Source organism: Alcaligenes sp. LTN-3, from assembly GCF_059735605.1.
Genome location: NZ_JCAPDN010000001.1, coordinates 983653 through 1001334, shown reverse-complemented (window position 1 = coordinate 1001334; position 17682 = coordinate 983653). Strand labels below are relative to the sequence as shown.

Here is a 17682-nt window from a genome sequence, read left to right as displayed (position 1 = left end):
CAAGCCTGTTATCAGGCTCTTTGCTCCCTGTTTATGACTAATTTTGTGATGCCGGATAGCCAGATGTGGCGTTTGAGTGTGGCGCCCATGATTGACGTGACTGACCGCCACAGCCGCTTTTTTCATCGACTGCTGGCGCCGCGCACCTTGCTGTTTACGGAAATGATCACCACCGGCGCGTTGACGCACGGCGATCAGGCGCGCCATCTGGATTTTGATCAGGCCGAGCATCCGGTGGCCTTGCAACTGGGTGGCAGCGATCGGGACGCCTTGGTCACCAGTGCCCTGGCCGGTGAAAAGTGGGGCTATGACGAAATTAATCTGAACTGCGGCTGTCCCTCGGAGCGAGTACAAAAAGGCGCTTTTGGTGCCTGTTTGATGAACGAGCCGCAATTGGTGGCTGACTGTGTGAAAGCCATGCAGGACGCGGTGTCTGTACCTGTTACCGTCAAGCACAGGCTGGGGCTGGATTACAACGAGTCCTATGATTTTGTGCGAGATTTTGTGGGGACGCTGTTCGAGGCCGGTTGTCGTGTCTTTACGGTGCATGCCCGCAATGCGGTTTTGAAAGGCTTGTCGCCCAAGGACAACCGGGAGATTCCACCTTTGCGTTATGACATGGCCATGCAACTGAAAAAGGACTTTTCTGATGCACGGTTCATCTTGAATGGCGGCATTCAGGAGCCTGATCAGGCGGTCGCGTTGGAAGAACAGTTCGATGGTGTGATGCTGGGCCGGGCCGCCTGGCATACGCCTGCGATATTAAGTGAGATTCATCGTCGCCTGTGGCCCGAGGATGTACTGCTGGATGAAGATTCGGTCGTCGAACAGATGATTGCGTATGCGCGGCATCATGTTCAGGCCGGTGTTCCGTTGCGCATTGTGATCAAGAGCATGCTGGGCTGGCCGCACGGCAAGAAGGGCGCACGCCAGTGGCGTCGTACCTTGTCGGATCACACCTGGCTGGCCAAAAACGACCCAGGCCTGCTTGCGCAGGCCTGGGAGCAATTGCAGCGCCGACAGTAAAGGCGGCTGGACTCGGTGGATCAGGGCGCGCTGGCCTGCTCGGAATCGGTAGGCCAGTCGCGTATATAGGCTTTGAGCATATTGTTCTCGAACTGTTGGGCGTGAACAATGGCGCGCGCCATATCAAAGAAGGAAATAACCCCCATCAGCACCGGGCCATCCATTACGGGCATGTAGCGTGCATGGTTGTTCAGCATCAGACGCTGCACTTCGTCGGCGCTGGTGTTGGGGGTCACACTGACGGGGGCGTCATCCATGATGCTGCGCACGGTAAACCCCTGGGCTTTATTACCCTGGGCGTGCCAGTGGCGAATGATCTCGCGAAAGGTCAACATACCCACCAACTGACCATGTTCCATGATCACCAGCGAACCAATATCCAGCTCGCTCATGCTCTGTACCGCTTTTTCGACGGTCATTTCGGGGGTGCCTGTATAAAGCGTGTCTCCCTTGACACGCAGGATTTCACTGACTTTTAGCATACTGGGTCTCCTGACCGGGATCGGCGTTTAGTATGGCTGGTTGTCCTGTCAGAATGCCTTGCGGCGACTCAAACAGTTCTTCCAGATTGGATAGTCGCTGATCGAAAAACTGAGAAAGATAATTGAATACATATTCTAGCGGACCCTCGTGAGTATGGGCGCGGTCCAGCAAAAATGCGTTGGTCAGTTGTTTCAGGCTGACTTGACGCAAATCACAACTGAGCACCCATTGCTCGTCACTGTCTTGCTGGGTGTCAGCAATCAGCCCCATGGATTTGAGCTTGCACAATATGACGTACAGCTCGTCCGGGTCGCGTTCCAGCTTGTGGCTGAGTTCACGTACGCTAAGCCCTTGCTGGTTCTGGCGGGTCAGCCACAACTGATAAAGCAGGTTGACGGCATCGGTAAAAGCGATGCCGGGCACATTGGTCTTGACCCAGTTACGTCCACGCCAATCGGGCAAAATTGCCACCATGGAAGCGCCTAGCAAGACGATCAGCCAGGAGATATAAATCCACAGCAGGAAGATCGGCAGGATGGCAAAGGCACCGTAAATAATCGTGTAGGTGGGAAAGCGAGTCAGGTAAAAGGCAAAGCCGGCTTTCATCAACTCCAGCAAGGCGGCAGTGACCACCCCGCCGATCAGGGCATCACGCCACCACACGCGGCGGTTGGGCACATACATGAATAGCGCCGTCAGACCCAGGGTCGTAAACAGGAAAGGCACATAGGCCAGAGCAAAGGAGACAATGCCAGACAGGTTGCCGATATAGCCCATGGACTCCCGCGCCAGAATGGTGGTGGCCCATAGGCTGGCACCGGTCAGAATCGGACCTAGCGAGATAATGGCCCAGTACACCAGCAGGCGCTGGCCCAGGGGGCGCTGCGTATGAACTTGGAAAATATTGTTGAAGGTCTCGTCAATGGTCATGATCAGCATGATGGACGTGACAATCAGGAACAAGCTACCCACTGCGGTCAGGCCGGAGGCTTTGGCAGCAAATTGGTTCAGATACAGCATGATGTTCTCTGATACCACCTCGGGCATCAGATTGCGGGTCAAGAACCCTTCCAGAGCACTTTCAAATTCCTGAAACAGGGGGAAAGCGGTGAACAGGGCCAGCACCACCGTCAACATGGGCACAATGGCCAAAATGGTGGTGTAGGTCAGGCTGGAGGCCACCTTCATCAGATCTTTTTCGGCCACCCGTTTGATGGCAAAGCGCGCCACACTTAAAAAATGGTGCTTGGCAGTGGGGGCGGGCGCGGGCTCCTGCCGCAAAGCAGGGTCGATGTTTTCTGGATTCAAGTCTGTTTGTTCAGCTTGCTCAGAGGACATAGGAAAGTTCTCGTCGTTTTTCATAGCGGTTTGATGCGGCGGACGCTGCTTTTCGACAGGGTTCAGGTGATAATAACAGCATGCATGAACCTTTAAACCCCATACTTCATCGAGTGGCGGCCCTGGCTTTGGTCGCCTTGATTGCTTTGTGCCTGGCCTGGGAGCTTCATTTTGCGCCCTTGAAACCCGGCGGCTCCTGGCTGGTGCTGAAAGTGATTCCTTTGGTGCTGCCGCTGCGCAGCGTGCTCAAGGGCAATTTGTATACCCTGCAATGGACGTCCATGATGATTCTGCTGTATTTCGCAGAAGGGGTCATGCGTGCCTGGTCTGACCCGGTGGCGGATGTGTTGCCCTGGGCGATGGCAGAAATTGTCTTATCGCTGATTTATTATTTCTGCGCCATTTTCTATCTTTGGCCAGCCAAGAAAGCGGCCAAGCAGCGTAGCAAGGCCGAAAAAGCCGAGGCTGCCAAAGCCGCCAAATCGGCCTAAGGGGGTCTGTATGTCCAGCTTGTTCGATGGCCTGGCCATCAGTCACCATTTTGCCGATCTGCCATCGGCTTTCCATACGGCGGTTCCGCCGCAACCCTTGGCCAATGCCCGCTTGCTGCATGTCAATAAAGAATTGGCGGCGCAACTGGGCCTGGATGTTTCCCGTTTGGGTGAGCAGGAGTTCCTGGATGTGGTCAGTGGCCAGGCTCCCTTGCCCGGTGGCCTGACGGTGTCGGCTGTATACAGTGGTCATCAGTTCGGTGTCTGGGCTGGGCAATTGGGCGATGGCCGCGCACATTTGCTGGGGCAAATCGACACGCCCACGGGCCCGCAGGAATTGCAGTTGAAGGGCGCCGGTAAAACCCCGTACTCCCGTATGGGCGATGGCCGTGCCGTGCTGCGTTCCAGTGTGCGCGAATATCTGGCCAGTGAAGCCATGGCCGGTTTGGGTATTGCCACCAGCCGGGCCTTGGCCCTGGTGACCTCGGATACGCCTGTGTACCGGGAGACCGTGGAAACGGGCGCGATTGTGACCCGTGTTGCCCCCAGCTTTGTACGGTTTGGCTCGTTCGAGCATTGGGCTAGTGACGCCACGCGTGTGCGTGAGTTGCTGGACTACGTATTACGAGAGTTTTATCCGGAACTGCTGCTCGAAGGCGATTCGGAGCAAGAGCGCGTCTGCCGTTTCTTGCAGGCAGTCACGCACCGCAGCGCCCAGATGGTGGCCGACTGGCAAACCGTCGGTTTTTGTCACGGCGTCATGAATACCGACAATATGTCCATTCTGGGCCTGACCATTGACTACGGCCCGTACGGATTCATGGATCAATTCCGCGTGAATCACGTCTGCAATCATAGCGACAACCAAGGCCGTTATGCCTGGAACGCGCAGCCTGCGGTTGTGCATTGGAACTTGTACCGCCTGGCCAGCGCCTTGATGGTGCTGGAGCCAGATGTTGAAACGGTCAAAGCGCATCTGCAAACCTTTGAAGCCAGTTTTCTGAATCGCTATCACGCCAACTTGCAGGCCAAGTTCGGCCTGCGTACCTGGCAGGCTGATGATGCCCAACTGGTCGATGATTGGTGGCGCTTACTGCATAACAGCGGGGCGGATTTCACCTTGTCCTTCCGTGCTCTGGCACAGGCCAGCAAGGCGCCCGAGGCTTTCCTGAGCCTGTTTGAAGGTTCTGAAGATCAGGCTCAGGCTTGGTGGCAAGCCTATAGCCAACGTCTGACACTGGACGGCTCTGACACGCCAGAGCAGCGCGAGGCTATGAATCGCGTCAATCCCTTGTATGTGCTGCGTAACCACTTGGCCGAGCAGGCCATTCAGGCCGCTGCCAAGGACGATGCCAGCGAAATCGATACCTTGCTGATGTTGCTGCGCGATCCCTACACCGAGCGGGCCGGCTTTGAGGCTTATGCCATGCCGCCACCTGAGGGCAGTGCGGAGCTGGCAGTCAGCTGCTCTTCCTAAAATAACCCGGTGCGATGCAGAACATGTCCGGATTCGGGAACAATGCCATAATCGTGCCTGTCTTTTATTTCCCCCCCTTTATTTGCGTTCACTCTCTCTATGTCCGGCAATACTCTAGGTAAAAGTTTCCGCGTCACGAATTACGGCGAATCTCATGGTCCAGCGATTGGCGCAGTGATTGATGGCTGCCCTCCGGGCCTGGAGCTGTCTGAACAGGATATTCAGTTTGAACTGGATCGCCGCCGTCCTGGCACCTCGCGCCACGTGACTCAGCGCCGCGAGCCTGATCAGGTGGAAATCCTGTCCGGCATTTACGAAGGCCGTACAACGGGCACGCCCATTAGCCTGCTGATTCGTAATTCCGATGCACGCAGTAAGGATTACGGCAATTTGCTGGACACCTTTCGCCCCGGACACGCCGATTACACCTACTGGAAGAAGTTCGAGAACCGTGACCCGCGCGGCGGTGGTCGTTCCTCGGCCCGTCTGACTGCACCTACCGTCGCAGCCGGTGCGATTGCCAAGAAATGGCTAGCCGAGCACGTTGGCGTAAAGATTCGCGGCTATATGAGCCAACTGGGTCCTATCGCGATTCCTTTTAAAAGCTGGGATGTGGTCGAGCAAAACCCTTTTTACGCGCCGGATCTGGACGTGGTGCCGCAGCTGGAAGCCTATATGGATGAGCTGCGCAAAGAAGGTGAATCCATTGGCGCCCGTATTGAAGTGGTGGCCGAAGGCGTACCTGCCGGTTGGGGCGAGCCTATTTACGACCGTCTGGATGCCGATATCGCCCACGCCATGATGGGGTTGAATGCCGTCAAAGGTGTGTCCATTGGCGCTGGCTTTGATTGCATCACGCAAAAAGGCTCGGAGCACGGTGACGCGCTGTATCCGGACGGTTTCAAGACCAATCAGGCCGGTGGTGTGCTGGGCGGTATTTCGTCCGGGCAAGCCGTGACGGTTTCCCTGGCGATCAAGCCGACCGCCAGCATTCGCACCCTGCGTCCTTCTGTGAACCGTGCGGGCGAAGCGGTCGAGGTGCAGACACTGGGTCGCCACGATCCTTGTGTGGGCATTCGTGCTACACCGATTGCCGAAGCCCTGTTGGCGATTGTGCTGATGGATCATTGCCTGCGTCATCGCTCGCAGTGCGGTGTCTGAGTCTGAGGGTTTGCTCAGGGGCCTAGCACTTCATCTTCTTGTCGGATTTGTTTTTTGGAGCTGAGCATGAAAGGTATGGCGACAGGAAAACGCTTTTTGGCAGCCGGTTTGATACTGGCCATGACGGGCTGCGCCTCGGTGCAGACCACGCAAAGCGGGGCGGTGGGGGTCGAGCGTAAACAGTTCATTTCCAATCTGGTGTCCGAAGCCGAGCTGAATCAGGTGGCCGCCCAGAATTATGCTCAGGTGCTGTCTCAGGCGCGGCAGAAAAAGGCGTTGGATACGAACGCGTCCCAGACTCGTCGGGTCAAAACCATTGCCCAACGTCTGATTGGCCAAGTCGGTGTTTTCCGGGCGGACGCCCGCTCCTGGAACTGGGAAGTTCACGTCATCAATGAGGACGAGGTTAATGCCTGGTGCATGCCGGGTGGCAAGATGGCGGTTTTCAGTGGTTTGATCAAACGGATTCAACCCACGGACGCGGAACTGGCAGCCGTCATTGGCCATGAAATGGCCCACGCCTTGCGCGAGCATTCGCGTGAGCAGGTTTCCCAGAAAATGGCGACCTCCTTTGGCTTGACTGTCCTGTCCGCCCTGACCGGCGTGCAAGCGGTGAATGATCTGGGCGGTACGCTTAGCGAAGTGATGTTTGAGTTGCCCAATAGCCGCACCCATGAGTCCGAAGCGGATTTGATTGGTGTTGAGCTGGCTGCGCGAGCAGGCTACGACCCGCGTGCGGCAGTGACTTTGTGGCAGAAGATGGGAGCCTTGGAGCAGGGTAGAAGTCAGCCGGAATTTTTGTCTACCCATCCGGCTTCTTCAACCCGGATTGCAGATTTACAGGCAATCTCGGAGCGGGTCATGCCTTTGTATCAGCAGGCGGCTAAGCCGTGAAAGGCTGATTTTTTGAAGTCGAATTTGAAATAAAGAATGCCCTTGATGAGGCTTTTCTGAGGATTGCCAAGCGTCGCTCTCATCATGGAGCGGGAACAGATGTCCCCATATAGACTCCGGATAGATTTAAGCAGGCTTACTTTATTCCGTATCGATTATCTTGCAAAAATTGGGCTGACCTTAGGTTTTTGCAGTGCAGGCCTGTCCTTGGCCGACGGTCCTTGACACGTGCGTTCGCAGAAGCTGCCGCCGGCCTTGCGGATCCAGAGCTCACCGCTCGCAACGGTGCGGGACAGGGGCATTGTTTAATATAGGAAACCCTGGTTTTATCAACCAGTTGGCCTATTTACCTAATTGCTTCCCATCCTCAAAATGCACCCATGAGATCGCGCCATCGTACCTTTCTGTATGGTTTTTTGATCTGGCTCGGCCTGTCCTTGGCCGGTGCCACCGTGTTGACGCGCGTTGAACTGTCGCGGCAACAGGAGGCGTTCACGGTGCAAAGCAATATTGCCTACCGGCTGCTGGGTCAGCGTCTTGCCCAGCATGACGCCATTTTGCAGATGCTGGCTCTGTTGCAGCCGCCTGTGCAGCGCATTGAACGTCTGGGAGCGCTGGAAGCCATGTTTCCCCAGGTCATGGCGATCTATCGCGAAGAGAGCGATATCGCGTGGGCCAATCCTCAGTGGCAGCAGGCGCAGTTGCAGTCCTTGAAGACCGAGCGCGCCGTATTGACGGACGTGCGACTGGCACAGGGGCGGTATGTCCTGCTGGCGGCGGCGCACCCGGCCAGCTTTGCCGTGCTGCTGGACTTGAATGCCGCCATCGCCTGGGACGAATGGCCTTTCCGGCGTAATGGCAGCCCGGTGCGCGTGGTGCTGGAGTGGCAGGATCAACAATGGGTGATCAGTCCGGGGTTGGACCATGCCGGGCCTGTGGTGTTTCAGTCTGGCAAGACCTTGGCCTCCCCCAGCCAGCGTTTTCAATTGCACACGCGTCGCGTCGTGAGCTATGCCGACCTGCCTTGGGGGCAAGTGGCGCTGTTCGCGCTGGCCAGCGCCTTGCTGGTGGCGCTGATCATCTATGTGCGCAAGCAACGTGAGCAGACCTTGCGTGCGCAGGAGCTGCTGCGTATCGGGCAGGTGGGCCGCTTGAATTCGCTCGGCGAAATGGCTGCGGGTCTGGCGCATGAATTGAACCAGCCTTTGACCTCCGTATTGGCTAATACCCAAGCCAGTCTGCGCCTGTTGCAGGAAGACCCCCCCGACCTGGAGCCTGCGCGTGAGGCCATGGCACACTCGGTGGAGCAGATCAGGCGGGCGGCCAGCGTGCTGACGCGTCTGCGGCACAGCCTGCGTGAAAGCGGGCTGGCTGATCAGTGCTACCCGTTGTCCTTGACCCAGGTGCTGGAGGAGTCTGTGCACTTGCTGATGCCGGAGTTGGAACGGCATGGCATTACCCTGGAGAAACGTCTTCCTCCACATGATGTCGATGTGGTCGGCGAGCCCGTGGCGCTGGGACAGATAATTCATAATCTGCTCAATAATGCCGTATCCGCCTTGGGCGCCGCCCAGATCAGTCATCCGCGTATCTGGATCGAGGTGCTGCCGCGACAAGGGCGCGTGGTCTTGACCGTGCGTGACAACGGCCCGGGAATCGACCCGCAGCATCTGGATCGCGTGTTCGAGCCCTTCTTTACGACGCGCTCCGACGGCCTGGGCCTGGGCTTGAGCCTGAGTGAGTCCCTGGCTCAGGCCATGGGCGGTGGCTTGACAGCGTTCAACGATCCCATGGGAGGGGCCGTGTTTGCGCTGGAACTGCAACGAGTGGACGAAGAATCATCATGAACCCGACCGAAAATGGCCCCAGCTTATCGCCCTTGATCCATCTGTTGGACGATGACGCCGCCGTGCGTCAAAGTCTGGCCTTGCTGATCGGCACGGTAGGGCTGCGGGTGCAGACCTGGGCGGATCCGCAGCAGTTTCTGGAGTCTTTCGATCGGCAGTCTATCGGGGCCTTGATTCTTGATGTGCGCATGCCTGGCATCAGCGGACTGACCTTGCTCGATACTTTGGTCGAGCAAGGCGTGGACCAGCCCATCATTCTGTTGACCGGGCACGGCACGGTAGACATGTGCCGGCGCGCCTTCAAGGTGGGCGCCGTCGAGTTCCTGGAAAAACCGGTCGGTGACGATGTTCTGCTGGACGCGGTACAGCAAGCTGTGCGCCAGCACGTGCGCCGCCGTGAGCGCTTTGCGGCCGATCAATGGGCGCGTGAGCGCTACACCAGCTTGTCCGAACGCGAACGCGAGGTGCTGGCGCTGATTGTCGAGGGCCTGACCAATAAGGAGATAGGTCGGGCGCTGTCGCTGTCGCCCCGTACGGTTGAAACGCATCGCGCCAACCTGTTTGCCAAACTGCAGGTCGATAACCTGGCCCACCTGATTCGGTATTACGCCAGTTTGGTGAGTGCCTCTCCGTAAAACTACGTAGAGGCGAGGGTAAGCGTCCGAATAGTCCCGTGCGGGCGGCGCAAGTATAGTTTTTCCATGCCGACAATGTTGTCGGAACTGATAAATGGAGATTACTGCTATGTTGCGCTCTTCCCTTTTGATGGCTTTGTTGTTCGCCGCTGGTGCCGCCCAGGCCCAGGGTGTGCTGACCGAAAAAAACATCTCCCTGGATCTGGCTAATCGTCTGGCTGCCGAAACCGTCAAGCAATGTTCGGCCAAAGGCTATAACGTGGCGGCGGCTGTGGTTGACCGTGCCGGCGTGCTGCGTGCGTTCCAACGCGCTGACCAGGCCGGTCCGCATACGGTCAATGCCAGTATCGACAAGGCCTATACGTCCGCTTCGGCCCGTAGCTTGACCAGTGCCATGCTGGAGGGTTCGCAGAAAAATGCTGGCGCCGCCAATCTGGGTGATATCCAGGGTTTTTTGCTGCTGGGCGGCGGCGTGCCGGTCAAGGTCGGCAATGACACGATAGGCGCCGTCGGCGTGGGCGGTGCGCCTGGCGGCCACCTGGACGAAGCGTGCGCTGTAGCGGCCCTGGAAACCCTGAAGGCCGATTTGAAGTAAACGCATTCCTGCAGACTGGGGAGCCGCCCCTGAATTGACCCCCGAAGCTTGGACATTACTCCAACTTTCGGGGGTTATGACATGGCGAAGTACGACGAGCGGTTCAAGTTCGATGTAGTGCAGCGATATTTATCGGGCACCGATGGACTGAAGCGGGTTGTGGCGTAGGTATCTTGCTTCTTGCCGTTGCAGAATCATTCCTCGCGTTTACCTGCGCATGCTGATGGCCAGACGATTGAAGGCGCTCATCAAGGCAATCGCAAAAGTCAGGTCTGAGATCTCTGCCTCACTGAAATGGGCTTTTAATGGCTCGAAGTGCTCGTCCGCGGCATGGGTGTGGGCGATATCCACCACCGATTCCGTCCATTCCAGGGCCGCACGTTCGCGTTCGTTAAAGTGCGTGCTAACGCGCCAGCCTGCCAGGCTGTCTATCTTGGCATTGGCCACGCCCGAGCTGCGTAGGGATGAGGCGTGCATCTCCAGGCAGAAGGAGCAGCCATTGATTTGTGAAATTCGCAGGTTCACCAGCTCAATCAGCTCTTTACCTAGGCTGCTTTTGTCCAATGCCAGCTTCGTTTGCAGCAGACCTTGATAGGCTTTGGGAGACAGGGTGTCGTAGGGAAGGCGAAGTGTACTCATGGCGTATCCAATCGAAAGTAAGACAAGGGGGGAGCAAGCTACCGTTCGTTAGCGATGCTTGATTCTTCCGGTTTTTAGCAGCCTGCTTATTCCTCTAGGCCACGTGCTTTACTGACCGATTATGCATGAGTAATGCCCTAGTCATTGATGACTGGAAATCAGTAAATATCAGTTGTGCCCCGGTGACCGGATGCCGGCCGTGCGCTGTCGCGCCAGTAGGGCCTTCAATCATGTTGAGACTGCTAGGCTTTTTCTTTATTTGGCTATCCTGGTAGTTCTAATACTAGGATAGTGAATGTCCTTGTCCCAGTTACTGCGCCTGTCATAATAAGAAAAAATTTATATGCAGCCTGCTCTGTGCGGGTTGTCGTCTTAACTGAATCGCGAGAGCGCAATGGCAAAAACTTTATACGATAAGTTGTTCGACGAACACGTCGTGCATCAGGACGCGGATGGCACCTGTTTGATCTACATTGATCGCCACTTGCTGCATGAAGTGACCAGCCCCCAAGCCTTTGAAGGTCTGACACTGGCTGGCCGCAAGCCGTGGCGCATCAGTGCCAACCTGGCTGTGGCGGACCACAACGTTCCCACCACTTCCCGCCAGAACGGCATTACAGATCCGATCTCGCGCCTGCAGGTTGATACCCTGGACGCCAACTGTGAAGAGTTCGGTATTACCGAGTTCCGCATGAACGACGTGCGTCAGGGCATTGTGCACATTGTTGGCCCCGAGCAGGGCGCCACCTTGCCCGGCATGACGGTGGTTTGTGGTGACTCCCACACCAGCACGCACGGAGCCGTGGGCGCTTTGGCTTTTGGTATCGGCACATCGGAAGTGGAGCACACGCTGGCCACCCAGACTCTGCTGATGAAGAAAAGCAAAAGCATGCTGATCCAGGTGGACGGCACGCTGCCTTTTGGCTGTACCGCCAAAGACCTGATCTTGTATGTGATCGGTCAGATCGGGACGGCCGGTGGTACAGGCTATGCCATTGAGTTCGGCGGCTCGGCGATTCGCGCCTTGTCCATGGAGGGCCGCATGACCGTGTGCAATATGGCGATTGAAGCCGGTGCGCGTTCGGGCATGGTGGCGGTGGACGAACAGACCATTCAGTACCTGCGTGGCCGTCCTTACTCGCCCAAAGGCGTGTTGTGGGATCAAGCCGTGGCCTACTGGAACACCTTGCATACCGATGAAGGCGCCGAATTTGACCGCGTGATCCGTATCGACGCCAGTCAGATCACCCCTCAGTTGACATGGGGCACGTCACCGGAAATGGTGTTGCCTATCGACAGCCGCGTACCGGATCCAGACAAGGAAAAGGACGACGTTGCCCGCAACGGCATGGAACGCGCCCTGGAATACATGGGCCTGACGCCCAATATGCCTTTGACCGATATTCGCATTGATCGCGTATTCATTGGCTCCTGTACCAATGCCCGAATTGAAGACTTGCGTGCGGCCGCCAGCGTGGCCAAGGGTCGCAAAGTGGCGTCCAACGTCAAGCAAGCCATGATTGTTCCTGGCTCCGGTCTGGTGAAACGTCAGGCCGAGCAAGAAGGTCTGGACAAGATTTTCCTGAATGCTGGTTTTGAATGGCGTGAGCCCGGCTGCTCCATGTGTCTGGCCATGAACGCCGACCGTCTGGAACCTGGCGAGCGTTGCGCTTCGACCTCCAACCGTAACTTTGAAGGACGTCAGGGGCAGGGTGGTCGTACCCACCTGGTCAGCCCAGCCATGGCGGCTGCCGCCGCTATTGCTGGCCATTTTGTCGACGTGCGTTCGTTCAACTGAGGAAATCCACACCATGCAAGCATTTACTACTCATGAAGGTCTGGTCGCACCCTTGGATCGGGAGAATGTGGATACGGACTTGATCATCCCCAAGCAGTTCCTCAAATCCATCAAACGCACCGGCTTTGGCCCCAACTTGTTTGACGAACTGCGCTATCTGGACCACGGTGAACCCGGCATGGATAATTCCCGCCGTCCGCTGAACCCGGATTTTGTGCTGAACCAGGACCGCTACCAGGGCGCTTCTGTGCTGTTGGCGCGTAAGAACTTTGGCTGTGGCTCCAGCCGCGAGCACGCGCCCTGGGCGCTGATGCAATATGGTTTTCGCGCCATCATTGCGCCGTCTTTCGCCGATATTTTCTTTAACAACAGCTTCAAGAACGGCTTGCTGCCTATTGTCCTGAACGAGCTGGATGTTGCCCGACTGTTCGATGAAGTCAAAGCTTTTCCCGGCTACAAGCTGCGTATTGATCTGGCCGAGCAGCGCGTCATCACACCTGAAGGCCGGGAGTTGCCATTCACCATTGATGCCTCGCGCAAGCACAGCCTCTTGAATGGCTTGGATGAAATTGGTCTGACCTTGCAGAAAGCGGACATGATCCGTCAGTACGAGGCCGAGCGTCTGGCCCGCCACCCTTGGTTGGTCGGCCAACCTTGAACATGGGTGCCGGCCTTGTAGAAGCCTCGCTGTTGCGGCCTGCCTATGGCGGCCAAGATGCTTCGGTCGTCGGGCCGGCGCTCTTCACTCTTACTCTCTAATTTTTACGTCCTACTCATCATGACTCATAAAATCGCAGTATTGCCCGGTGACGGCATCGGTCCCGAGATTACCGAACAAGCTCAGCGCGTACTGGGCGCTCTGGGCATGGATCTGGAAATGACCGTGGCTCCGGTGGGCGGCGCCGCTTACGACCTGCACGGCCATCCTCTGCCACCTGAAACACTGAGCCTGGCCCAACGCTCCGACGCCGTGTTGTTCGGGGCTGTGGGTGATTGGAAATACGATTCGCTGGAGCGCCACCTGCGTCCCGAGCAAGCTATTTTGGGCCTGCGTCGTGCCATGGGCCTGTTCGCCAATCTGCGTCCCGCCATTCTGTACCCGCAACTGGCTAACGCCTCCACCCTGAAACCAGAAGTCGTGTCCGGTCTGGATATCCTGATCGTGCGTGAACTGACGGGCGATATCTACTTCGGTCAGCCGCGCGGTGTGCGTACCGTGGAAGAGGGCAACTTTGCTGGCGAGCGTCAGGGTTTTGACACCATGCACTATGCCGAAAGCGAAGTGCGCCGTATTGCCCACGTGGGTTTCCAGGCCGCACAAAAACGTCAAAAGCGTTTGTGCAGCGTGGACAAGTCCAATGTGCTGGAAACATCCCAGTTCTGGCGCGACATCATGATTGATGTGGCCCGTGAGTATCCGGACGTGGAATTGAGCCACATGTACGTGGACAATGCCGCCATGCAATTGGTGCGCGCACCAAAAGAATTCGACGTGATTGTCACAGGCAACCTGTTTGGCGATATCCTATCGGATGAAGCGGCCATGTTGACAGGCTCCATCGGCATGTTGCCCTCGGCATCTCTGAACGCATCCCAGCAAGGTTTGTACGAACCTAGCCATGGCTCGGCACCCGATATCGCCGGTCAGGACAAAGCCAATCCTTTGGCCACTATTTTGTCCGCTGCCATGTTGCTGCGCTACTCGCTCAATGCAGAAGACCAGGCCAAACGTATCGAAGCAGCGGTTGCCAGCGTGCTCGAACAAGGTTTGCGTACTGGCGACATCTACGAAGACGGTTGTCAATTGCTGAGCACCAGTGCTATGGGGGATGCAGTGCTCAAGGCTTTGCGATAGTATCTTCTATCGTTTTATTTTTTTATATATCCAGGTGGTACTACTATGACTCAAGCGGTAGGTTTGGTCGGCTGGCGTGGGATGGTGGGCTCCGTGCTCATGCAGCGCATGCGCGACGAAGGCGATTTTTCCCTTTTTCAGCCGGTGTTTTTCTCGACTAGCAATGCTGGCGGCGCAGCTCCCTCGTGGGCTGACGGCGCTGGCCCTTTGCAGGACGCCCACGATATTGACGCTTTGAAAAAGCTGCCCATTATTGTGACCGCCCAGGGTGGAGATTACACAAGCCAGATCTACCCCAAGCTGCGTGCCGCCGGCTGGAATGGTTTGTGGATTGACGCGGCCAGCACGCTGCGCATGGATGAAAACTCTGTGATTGTGCTGGACCCGATCAATCGTCCTGTGATTGATGCGGCGCTGGCCAACGGTGGCAAGCAATTCATCGGCGGTAACTGTACGGTCAGCTGCATGCTGATGGGTCTGGGCGGTCTGTTTAACCAGAATCTGGTTGAGTGGATGACCAGCATGACGTATCAGGCGGCGTCGGGCGGTGGCGCACAACACATGCGCGAACTGCTGACTCAGTTCGGTCTGATCAATCAGTCCGTCTCCAGCCTGCTGGACGATCCTGCATCGGCCATTCTGGATATCGACCGTGGTGTCTTGCAGACACAGCGCGATCCCAATCTGCCGCAGAAAAACTTCGGCGTTCCGCTGGGCGGCAGTCTGATCCCCTGGATCGACTCTGACCTGGGCAATGGCATGACGCGTGAAGAGTGGAAAGGTGGCGTGGAAACCAACAAGATCCTGGGCCGTGGTGCGCAGGACAAGCATATTCCTATCGACGGTCTGTGCGTGCGTATCGGTGCCATGCGTTGCCACAGCCAGGCTCTGACCATCAAGCTGACTCGTGATGTACCGCTGGACGAGATCACCGATATCCTGGCTGAAGGTTCCAAGTGGGCCAAAGTCATTCCTAACGAGCGTCAAGCCACGGTAGATTCGCTGACTCCGGTTGCCGTGACTGGCACGCTGGATATCCCTGTGGGGCGTCTGCGCAAGCTGAACATGGGTCCCGAGTACCTGAGCGCCTTCACGGTTGGCGACCAGTTGCTGTGGGGCGCAGCTGAACCGCTGCGCCGCATGTTGCGTATTGCTTTGGGCGAGCTCTAATCATGGTTGGCCGCCTTCATCCCGTACGTACGCTGGGTTCGGCCCTGCTAGTGGCCGGGATGCTGGCGGCCGCACCGGTTTGCGCTTTGGAGATTGGCCATAGTCGTTTGGTGTCAGCTCCCAATCAGGTTTTCAAGCTGGATGTGGGTATTCGACAGATCAGTCCGGAAGAAAGCCTGTCCTTGAAAGTGGCACCTGCTCCCTTGTCGGTCTGGCAGCAGGCTGGCTTGACCCCTCCGGTTGATCTGAATTCCCTGAAGACCGTGATCGAGCGTGACGAGCAAGGGCAAGTACGACGCATTCGGCTCTCTTCCGAGCAGATGTTCTCCGGTTCTGTGGCCGATGTGCTCTTGCAGATTCAAAGTGATAGCGGACAGTTCCTGCATCAGGTCAGCGTGCTGGCTCCGGCTCCGGTGGCTGTCAAAGCGGTGACTCAAGCACAGGCAGGCCATCAGGCGCCGGTGTCTGTGCAGGTTTCCGGTTCGACCACTCCATCCAATGTGAAGGCACAAAGCGCGGTACGCGTGAAATCCGGCGATACCTTGCATGCCTTGGCGCGTCGCCATGCCGTGGATGGTGTCAGTGCCTATCAGTGGATGATGGCGGTTCATAAGCAGAATCCGAATGCGTTCATCAAGCAGAATATGCACCGCCTAAAGGCGGGCCAAACCTTACAGATTCCCGATGTGGCGGCGATGTTGTCCATAGACGATGCTCAAGCTCGTCGCCTCTATGTCGATCAGGCCCAAGCGTTGCGCTCTGCGGCGCAGGAGGGCCAGGATCAGGCTGATGCCTCCCAGGGTGTGGCGCAAACGGGTTCAGGCGAGCCGGGAGCTCAGGCGCAAGGCCAGGATCGTTTGCTCTTGTCGGCAGGGACGCAAGCCCGTGACGCCAAGCAGCAATTGCAGCATCAACTGCGCGAGACGGGCGACCGTGTCTCGCAATTGGAAGAGAATGTCTCCACCCTGGGCCGTGCCTTGCAGTCTCAAGGCGAGGCCGCTAAAGATTTAATCCTGGATTCGGCGCAAGAGCTGGGTCTGGGGGATGCCGGTAGCGATGCTGCTACGGGCAACACGCATTCTGGCGCTTCGGGCGCCGCTTCTTCTGCCGCCGTGGCAGGAGCGATTTCCGCACCATCTGAGTCCGAGCAGGGCAAGATGGCCGGTGCAGTTAACAAGGCAAAAAAGACCGTGTCCTGGATTCAAGAACATATGTTGGCCGTGATGGCCGTAGTACTGGCGTTAATTGTGGTCCTGGTGACCTGGGTGTTGCGCCGTGCCAATACCGAAAATCGCCATGGCGATGACTCGCCCGCACCCGTTAGCGAAGCGATGGTTCGGGAAAAACTGGAAAAAATCAATCTGGACCTGGATCAGCCGCCTTCGGACGAGCCTCCCGTTCGTCAGTAAGGCAAACCCACCATGAGACGTATTGCATTGGGTGTCTGCTATGAAGGGACGCCCTGGCTGGGTTGGCAAAGTCAGGCCGGTGGCAACACCGTTCAAGATGTTCTGGAGCAGGCACTGCGCCGTTTTACGGCCCAGCCTGTCTCTACGATCTGCGCCGGTCGCACCGACACCGGCGTTCATGCCCTCAATCAAGTAGTTCATCTGGACACGGCTGCCGAGCGCAGCCTGGAGTCGTGGGTGCGTGGCTTGAACGCCTTGCTGCCGAATTCCATTGCCGTGCAATGGGCACGCGAAGTGCCGGATGATTTTCATGCACGCTTCTCGGCCCAAGGTCGTCACTACGTGTATCTGCTGCGTCAGCACCGGGTGCGTTCCCCCTTATTGCATGGCCGAGTGGCCTGGGTTTTTCGTCCTTTGGACCTGGCCCTGATGCAAGAGGCCGCCCGGCATCTGGTGGGCGAGCACGACTTCAGTGCATTTCGTTCCTCGCAATGTCAGGCGGCCAGCCCGGTGCGTACCATGTCGCACATTCATATCGAGCAGCAGGGCGATTTTTTCCTGTTCCGTTTCAGCGCCAATGCTTTTTTGCATCACATGATTCGCAACCTGATGGGTATGCTGATTTATATCGGCCAAGGCCGACAGCCGCCAGATTGGGTTTTGCATTTATTGGCGCAGCGCGATCGCCGCTTATCGGCTCCGACGTTCGATGCCAGTGGTCTGTATCTGGCCGGGGTAGATTATCCCCAGCAGTTTGATATTCCTACCCGCAATCCCTACGATTTGCTCTATGAATTAAGTGGCTTGCGATTTGCTGAAACGGTCTCAGAAAAATCATGATTTAGCCCGTGTCTAAAGGGTTTA

General features: G+C 57.1%; 17 protein-coding genes. 14 read left to right on the top strand and 3 right to left on the bottom strand.

Going from position 1 to position 17682, the window contains the following annotated elements:
- Window positions 1-33: 33 nt before the first annotated feature.
- Window positions 34-1026: a tRNA dihydrouridine(20/20a) synthase DusA gene (gene dusA, locus AC6I6N_RS04765; protein ID WP_497943265.1), complete on the top strand. Its 993-nt coding sequence runs from the start codon at window positions 34-36 to the stop codon at window positions 1024-1026.
- 20 nt (window positions 1027-1046) lie between these two features.
- Here the strand turns inward: dusA and AC6I6N_RS04760 are convergent, their stop codons facing one another.
- Both AC6I6N_RS04760 and AC6I6N_RS04755 read right to left on the bottom strand, forming a co-directional pair.
- The gene (locus tag AC6I6N_RS04760; protein WP_094196939.1) at window positions 1047-1508 is read right to left on the bottom strand and encodes a CBS domain-containing protein; all 462 of its coding nucleotides are present in this window, start codon (window positions 1506-1508) and stop codon (window positions 1047-1049) included.
- Window positions 1492-2847, bottom strand: coding sequence for a YihY family inner membrane protein (locus AC6I6N_RS04755; RefSeq protein ID WP_230017934.1), 1356 nt, complete (start codon window positions 2845-2847; stop codon window positions 1492-1494). The genes AC6I6N_RS04760 and AC6I6N_RS04755 overlap by 17 nt, the downstream gene beginning before the upstream one ends.
- A gap of 80 nt (window positions 2848-2927) precedes the next feature.
- Between AC6I6N_RS04755 and AC6I6N_RS04750 the strand changes: the two genes are divergently transcribed.
- From AC6I6N_RS04750 to AC6I6N_RS04720, 7 genes are all read left to right on the top strand, one after another.
- On the top strand, window positions 2928-3338 hold the full coding sequence (locus AC6I6N_RS04750) for a DUF2069 domain-containing protein (protein WP_094196937.1): 411 nt from the start codon (window positions 2928-2930) through the stop codon (window positions 3336-3338).
- A 10-nt stretch (window positions 3339-3348) separates the two neighbouring features.
- On the top strand, window positions 3349-4815 hold the full coding sequence (locus AC6I6N_RS04745) for a protein adenylyltransferase SelO (RefSeq protein ID WP_497943264.1): 1467 nt from the start codon (window positions 3349-3351) through the stop codon (window positions 4813-4815).
- A 99-nt stretch (window positions 4816-4914) separates the two neighbouring features.
- On the top strand, window positions 4915-5976 hold the full coding sequence (gene aroC / locus AC6I6N_RS04740) for a chorismate synthase (RefSeq protein ID WP_094196935.1): 1062 nt from the start codon (window positions 4915-4917) through the stop codon (window positions 5974-5976).
- A 66-nt stretch (window positions 5977-6042) separates the two neighbouring features.
- Window positions 6043-6870, top strand: coding sequence for a M48 family metallopeptidase (locus AC6I6N_RS04735; RefSeq protein ID WP_094196934.1), 828 nt, complete (start codon window positions 6043-6045; stop codon window positions 6868-6870).
- A gap of 380 nt (window positions 6871-7250) precedes the next feature.
- Entirely contained in the window at window positions 7251-8717 is a 1467-nt protein-coding gene (locus tag AC6I6N_RS04730) for a sensor histidine kinase (RefSeq protein ID WP_497943263.1), read from the top strand.
- Window positions 8714-9352, top strand: a complete 639-nt coding sequence (locus AC6I6N_RS04725) for a response regulator transcription factor (protein WP_497943262.1) — start codon at window positions 8714-8716, stop codon at window positions 9350-9352. The genes AC6I6N_RS04730 and AC6I6N_RS04725 overlap by 4 nt, the downstream gene beginning before the upstream one ends.
- Before the next feature lie 94 nt (window positions 9353-9446).
- Window positions 9447-9947, top strand: coding sequence for a GlcG/HbpS family heme-binding protein (locus AC6I6N_RS04720; RefSeq protein ID WP_205648981.1), 501 nt, complete (start codon window positions 9447-9449; stop codon window positions 9945-9947).
- A gap of 207 nt (window positions 9948-10154) precedes the next feature.
- Here AC6I6N_RS04720 and AC6I6N_RS04715 read toward each other — a convergent pair whose 3' ends face one another.
- Entirely contained in the window at window positions 10155-10586 is a 432-nt protein-coding gene (locus tag AC6I6N_RS04715; RefSeq protein WP_108727574.1) for a carboxymuconolactone decarboxylase family protein, read from the bottom strand.
- Window positions 10587-10980: 394 nt separating this feature from the next.
- On the opposite strand from AC6I6N_RS04715, the gene leuC reads away from it, so the two are divergent.
- From leuC to truA, 6 genes are all read left to right on the top strand, one after another.
- Window positions 10981-12384, top strand: coding sequence for a 3-isopropylmalate dehydratase large subunit (gene leuC, locus AC6I6N_RS04710; RefSeq protein WP_094196930.1), 1404 nt, complete (start codon window positions 10981-10983; stop codon window positions 12382-12384).
- 13 nt (window positions 12385-12397) lie between these two features.
- On the top strand, window positions 12398-13042 hold the full coding sequence (gene leuD, locus AC6I6N_RS04705) for a 3-isopropylmalate dehydratase small subunit (RefSeq protein WP_230017937.1): 645 nt from the start codon (window positions 12398-12400) through the stop codon (window positions 13040-13042).
- A gap of 120 nt (window positions 13043-13162) precedes the next feature.
- Window positions 13163-14239 carry a 3-isopropylmalate dehydrogenase gene (leuB, locus tag AC6I6N_RS04700; protein WP_094196928.1) on the top strand — a complete coding sequence of 359 codons (1077 nt, stop codon included), beginning with the start codon at window positions 13163-13165 and terminating at the stop codon, window positions 14237-14239.
- Between the two features lie 45 nt (window positions 14240-14284).
- The gene (gene asd / locus AC6I6N_RS04695; RefSeq protein ID WP_094196927.1) at window positions 14285-15409 is read left to right on the top strand and encodes an aspartate-semialdehyde dehydrogenase; all 1125 of its coding nucleotides are present in this window, start codon (window positions 14285-14287) and stop codon (window positions 15407-15409) included.
- Between the two features lie 2 nt (window positions 15410-15411).
- Window positions 15412-16818, top strand: a complete 1407-nt coding sequence (locus AC6I6N_RS04690; protein ID WP_321267147.1) for a type IV pilus assembly protein FimV — start codon at window positions 15412-15414, stop codon at window positions 16816-16818.
- A gap of 12 nt (window positions 16819-16830) precedes the next feature.
- Window positions 16831-17658 carry a tRNA pseudouridine(38-40) synthase TruA gene (truA, locus tag AC6I6N_RS04685; RefSeq protein ID WP_376913074.1) on the top strand — a complete coding sequence of 276 codons (828 nt, stop codon included), beginning with the start codon at window positions 16831-16833 and terminating at the stop codon, window positions 17656-17658.
- The last annotated feature ends 24 nt before the right edge of the window (window positions 17659-17682 follow it).

What these genes read in the sequence shown, in the direction of transcription:
- dusA (WP_497943265.1), top strand. Translation starts at nt 34, where the DNA reads ATGACTAATTTTGTGATGCCGGATAGCCAGATGTGGCGTTTGAGTGTG.
- AC6I6N_RS04760 (WP_094196939.1), bottom strand. Translation starts at nt 1,508, where the DNA reads ATGCTAAAAGTCAGTGAAATCCTGCGTGTCAAGGGAGACACGCTTTAT.
- AC6I6N_RS04755 (WP_230017934.1), bottom strand. Translation starts at nt 2,847, where the DNA reads ATGTCCTCTGAGCAAGCTGAACAAACAGACTTGAATCCAGAAAACATC.
- AC6I6N_RS04750 (WP_094196937.1), top strand. Translation starts at nt 2,928, where the DNA reads ATGCATGAACCTTTAAACCCCATACTTCATCGAGTGGCGGCCCTGGCT.
- AC6I6N_RS04745 (WP_497943264.1), top strand. Translation starts at nt 3,349, where the DNA reads ATGTCCAGCTTGTTCGATGGCCTGGCCATCAGTCACCATTTTGCCGAT.
- aroC (WP_094196935.1), top strand. Translation starts at nt 4,915, where the DNA reads ATGTCCGGCAATACTCTAGGTAAAAGTTTCCGCGTCACGAATTACGGC.
- AC6I6N_RS04735 (WP_094196934.1), top strand. Translation starts at nt 6,043, where the DNA reads ATGAAAGGTATGGCGACAGGAAAACGCTTTTTGGCAGCCGGTTTGATA.
- AC6I6N_RS04730 (WP_497943263.1), top strand. Translation starts at nt 7,251, where the DNA reads ATGAGATCGCGCCATCGTACCTTTCTGTATGGTTTTTTGATCTGGCTC.
- AC6I6N_RS04725 (WP_497943262.1), top strand. Translation starts at nt 8,714, where the DNA reads ATGAACCCGACCGAAAATGGCCCCAGCTTATCGCCCTTGATCCATCTG.
- AC6I6N_RS04720 (WP_205648981.1), top strand. Translation starts at nt 9,447, where the DNA reads ATGGAGATTACTGCTATGTTGCGCTCTTCCCTTTTGATGGCTTTGTTG.
- AC6I6N_RS04715 (WP_108727574.1), bottom strand. Translation starts at nt 10,586, where the DNA reads ATGAGTACACTTCGCCTTCCCTACGACACCCTGTCTCCCAAAGCCTAT.
- leuC (WP_094196930.1), top strand. Translation starts at nt 10,981, where the DNA reads ATGGCAAAAACTTTATACGATAAGTTGTTCGACGAACACGTCGTGCAT.
- leuD (WP_230017937.1), top strand. Translation starts at nt 12,398, where the DNA reads ATGCAAGCATTTACTACTCATGAAGGTCTGGTCGCACCCTTGGATCGG.
- leuB (WP_094196928.1), top strand. Translation starts at nt 13,163, where the DNA reads ATGACTCATAAAATCGCAGTATTGCCCGGTGACGGCATCGGTCCCGAG.
- asd (WP_094196927.1), top strand. Translation starts at nt 14,285, where the DNA reads ATGACTCAAGCGGTAGGTTTGGTCGGCTGGCGTGGGATGGTGGGCTCC.
- AC6I6N_RS04690 (WP_321267147.1), top strand. Translation starts at nt 15,412, where the DNA reads ATGGTTGGCCGCCTTCATCCCGTACGTACGCTGGGTTCGGCCCTGCTA.
- truA (WP_376913074.1), top strand. Translation starts at nt 16,831, where the DNA reads ATGAGACGTATTGCATTGGGTGTCTGCTATGAAGGGACGCCCTGGCTG.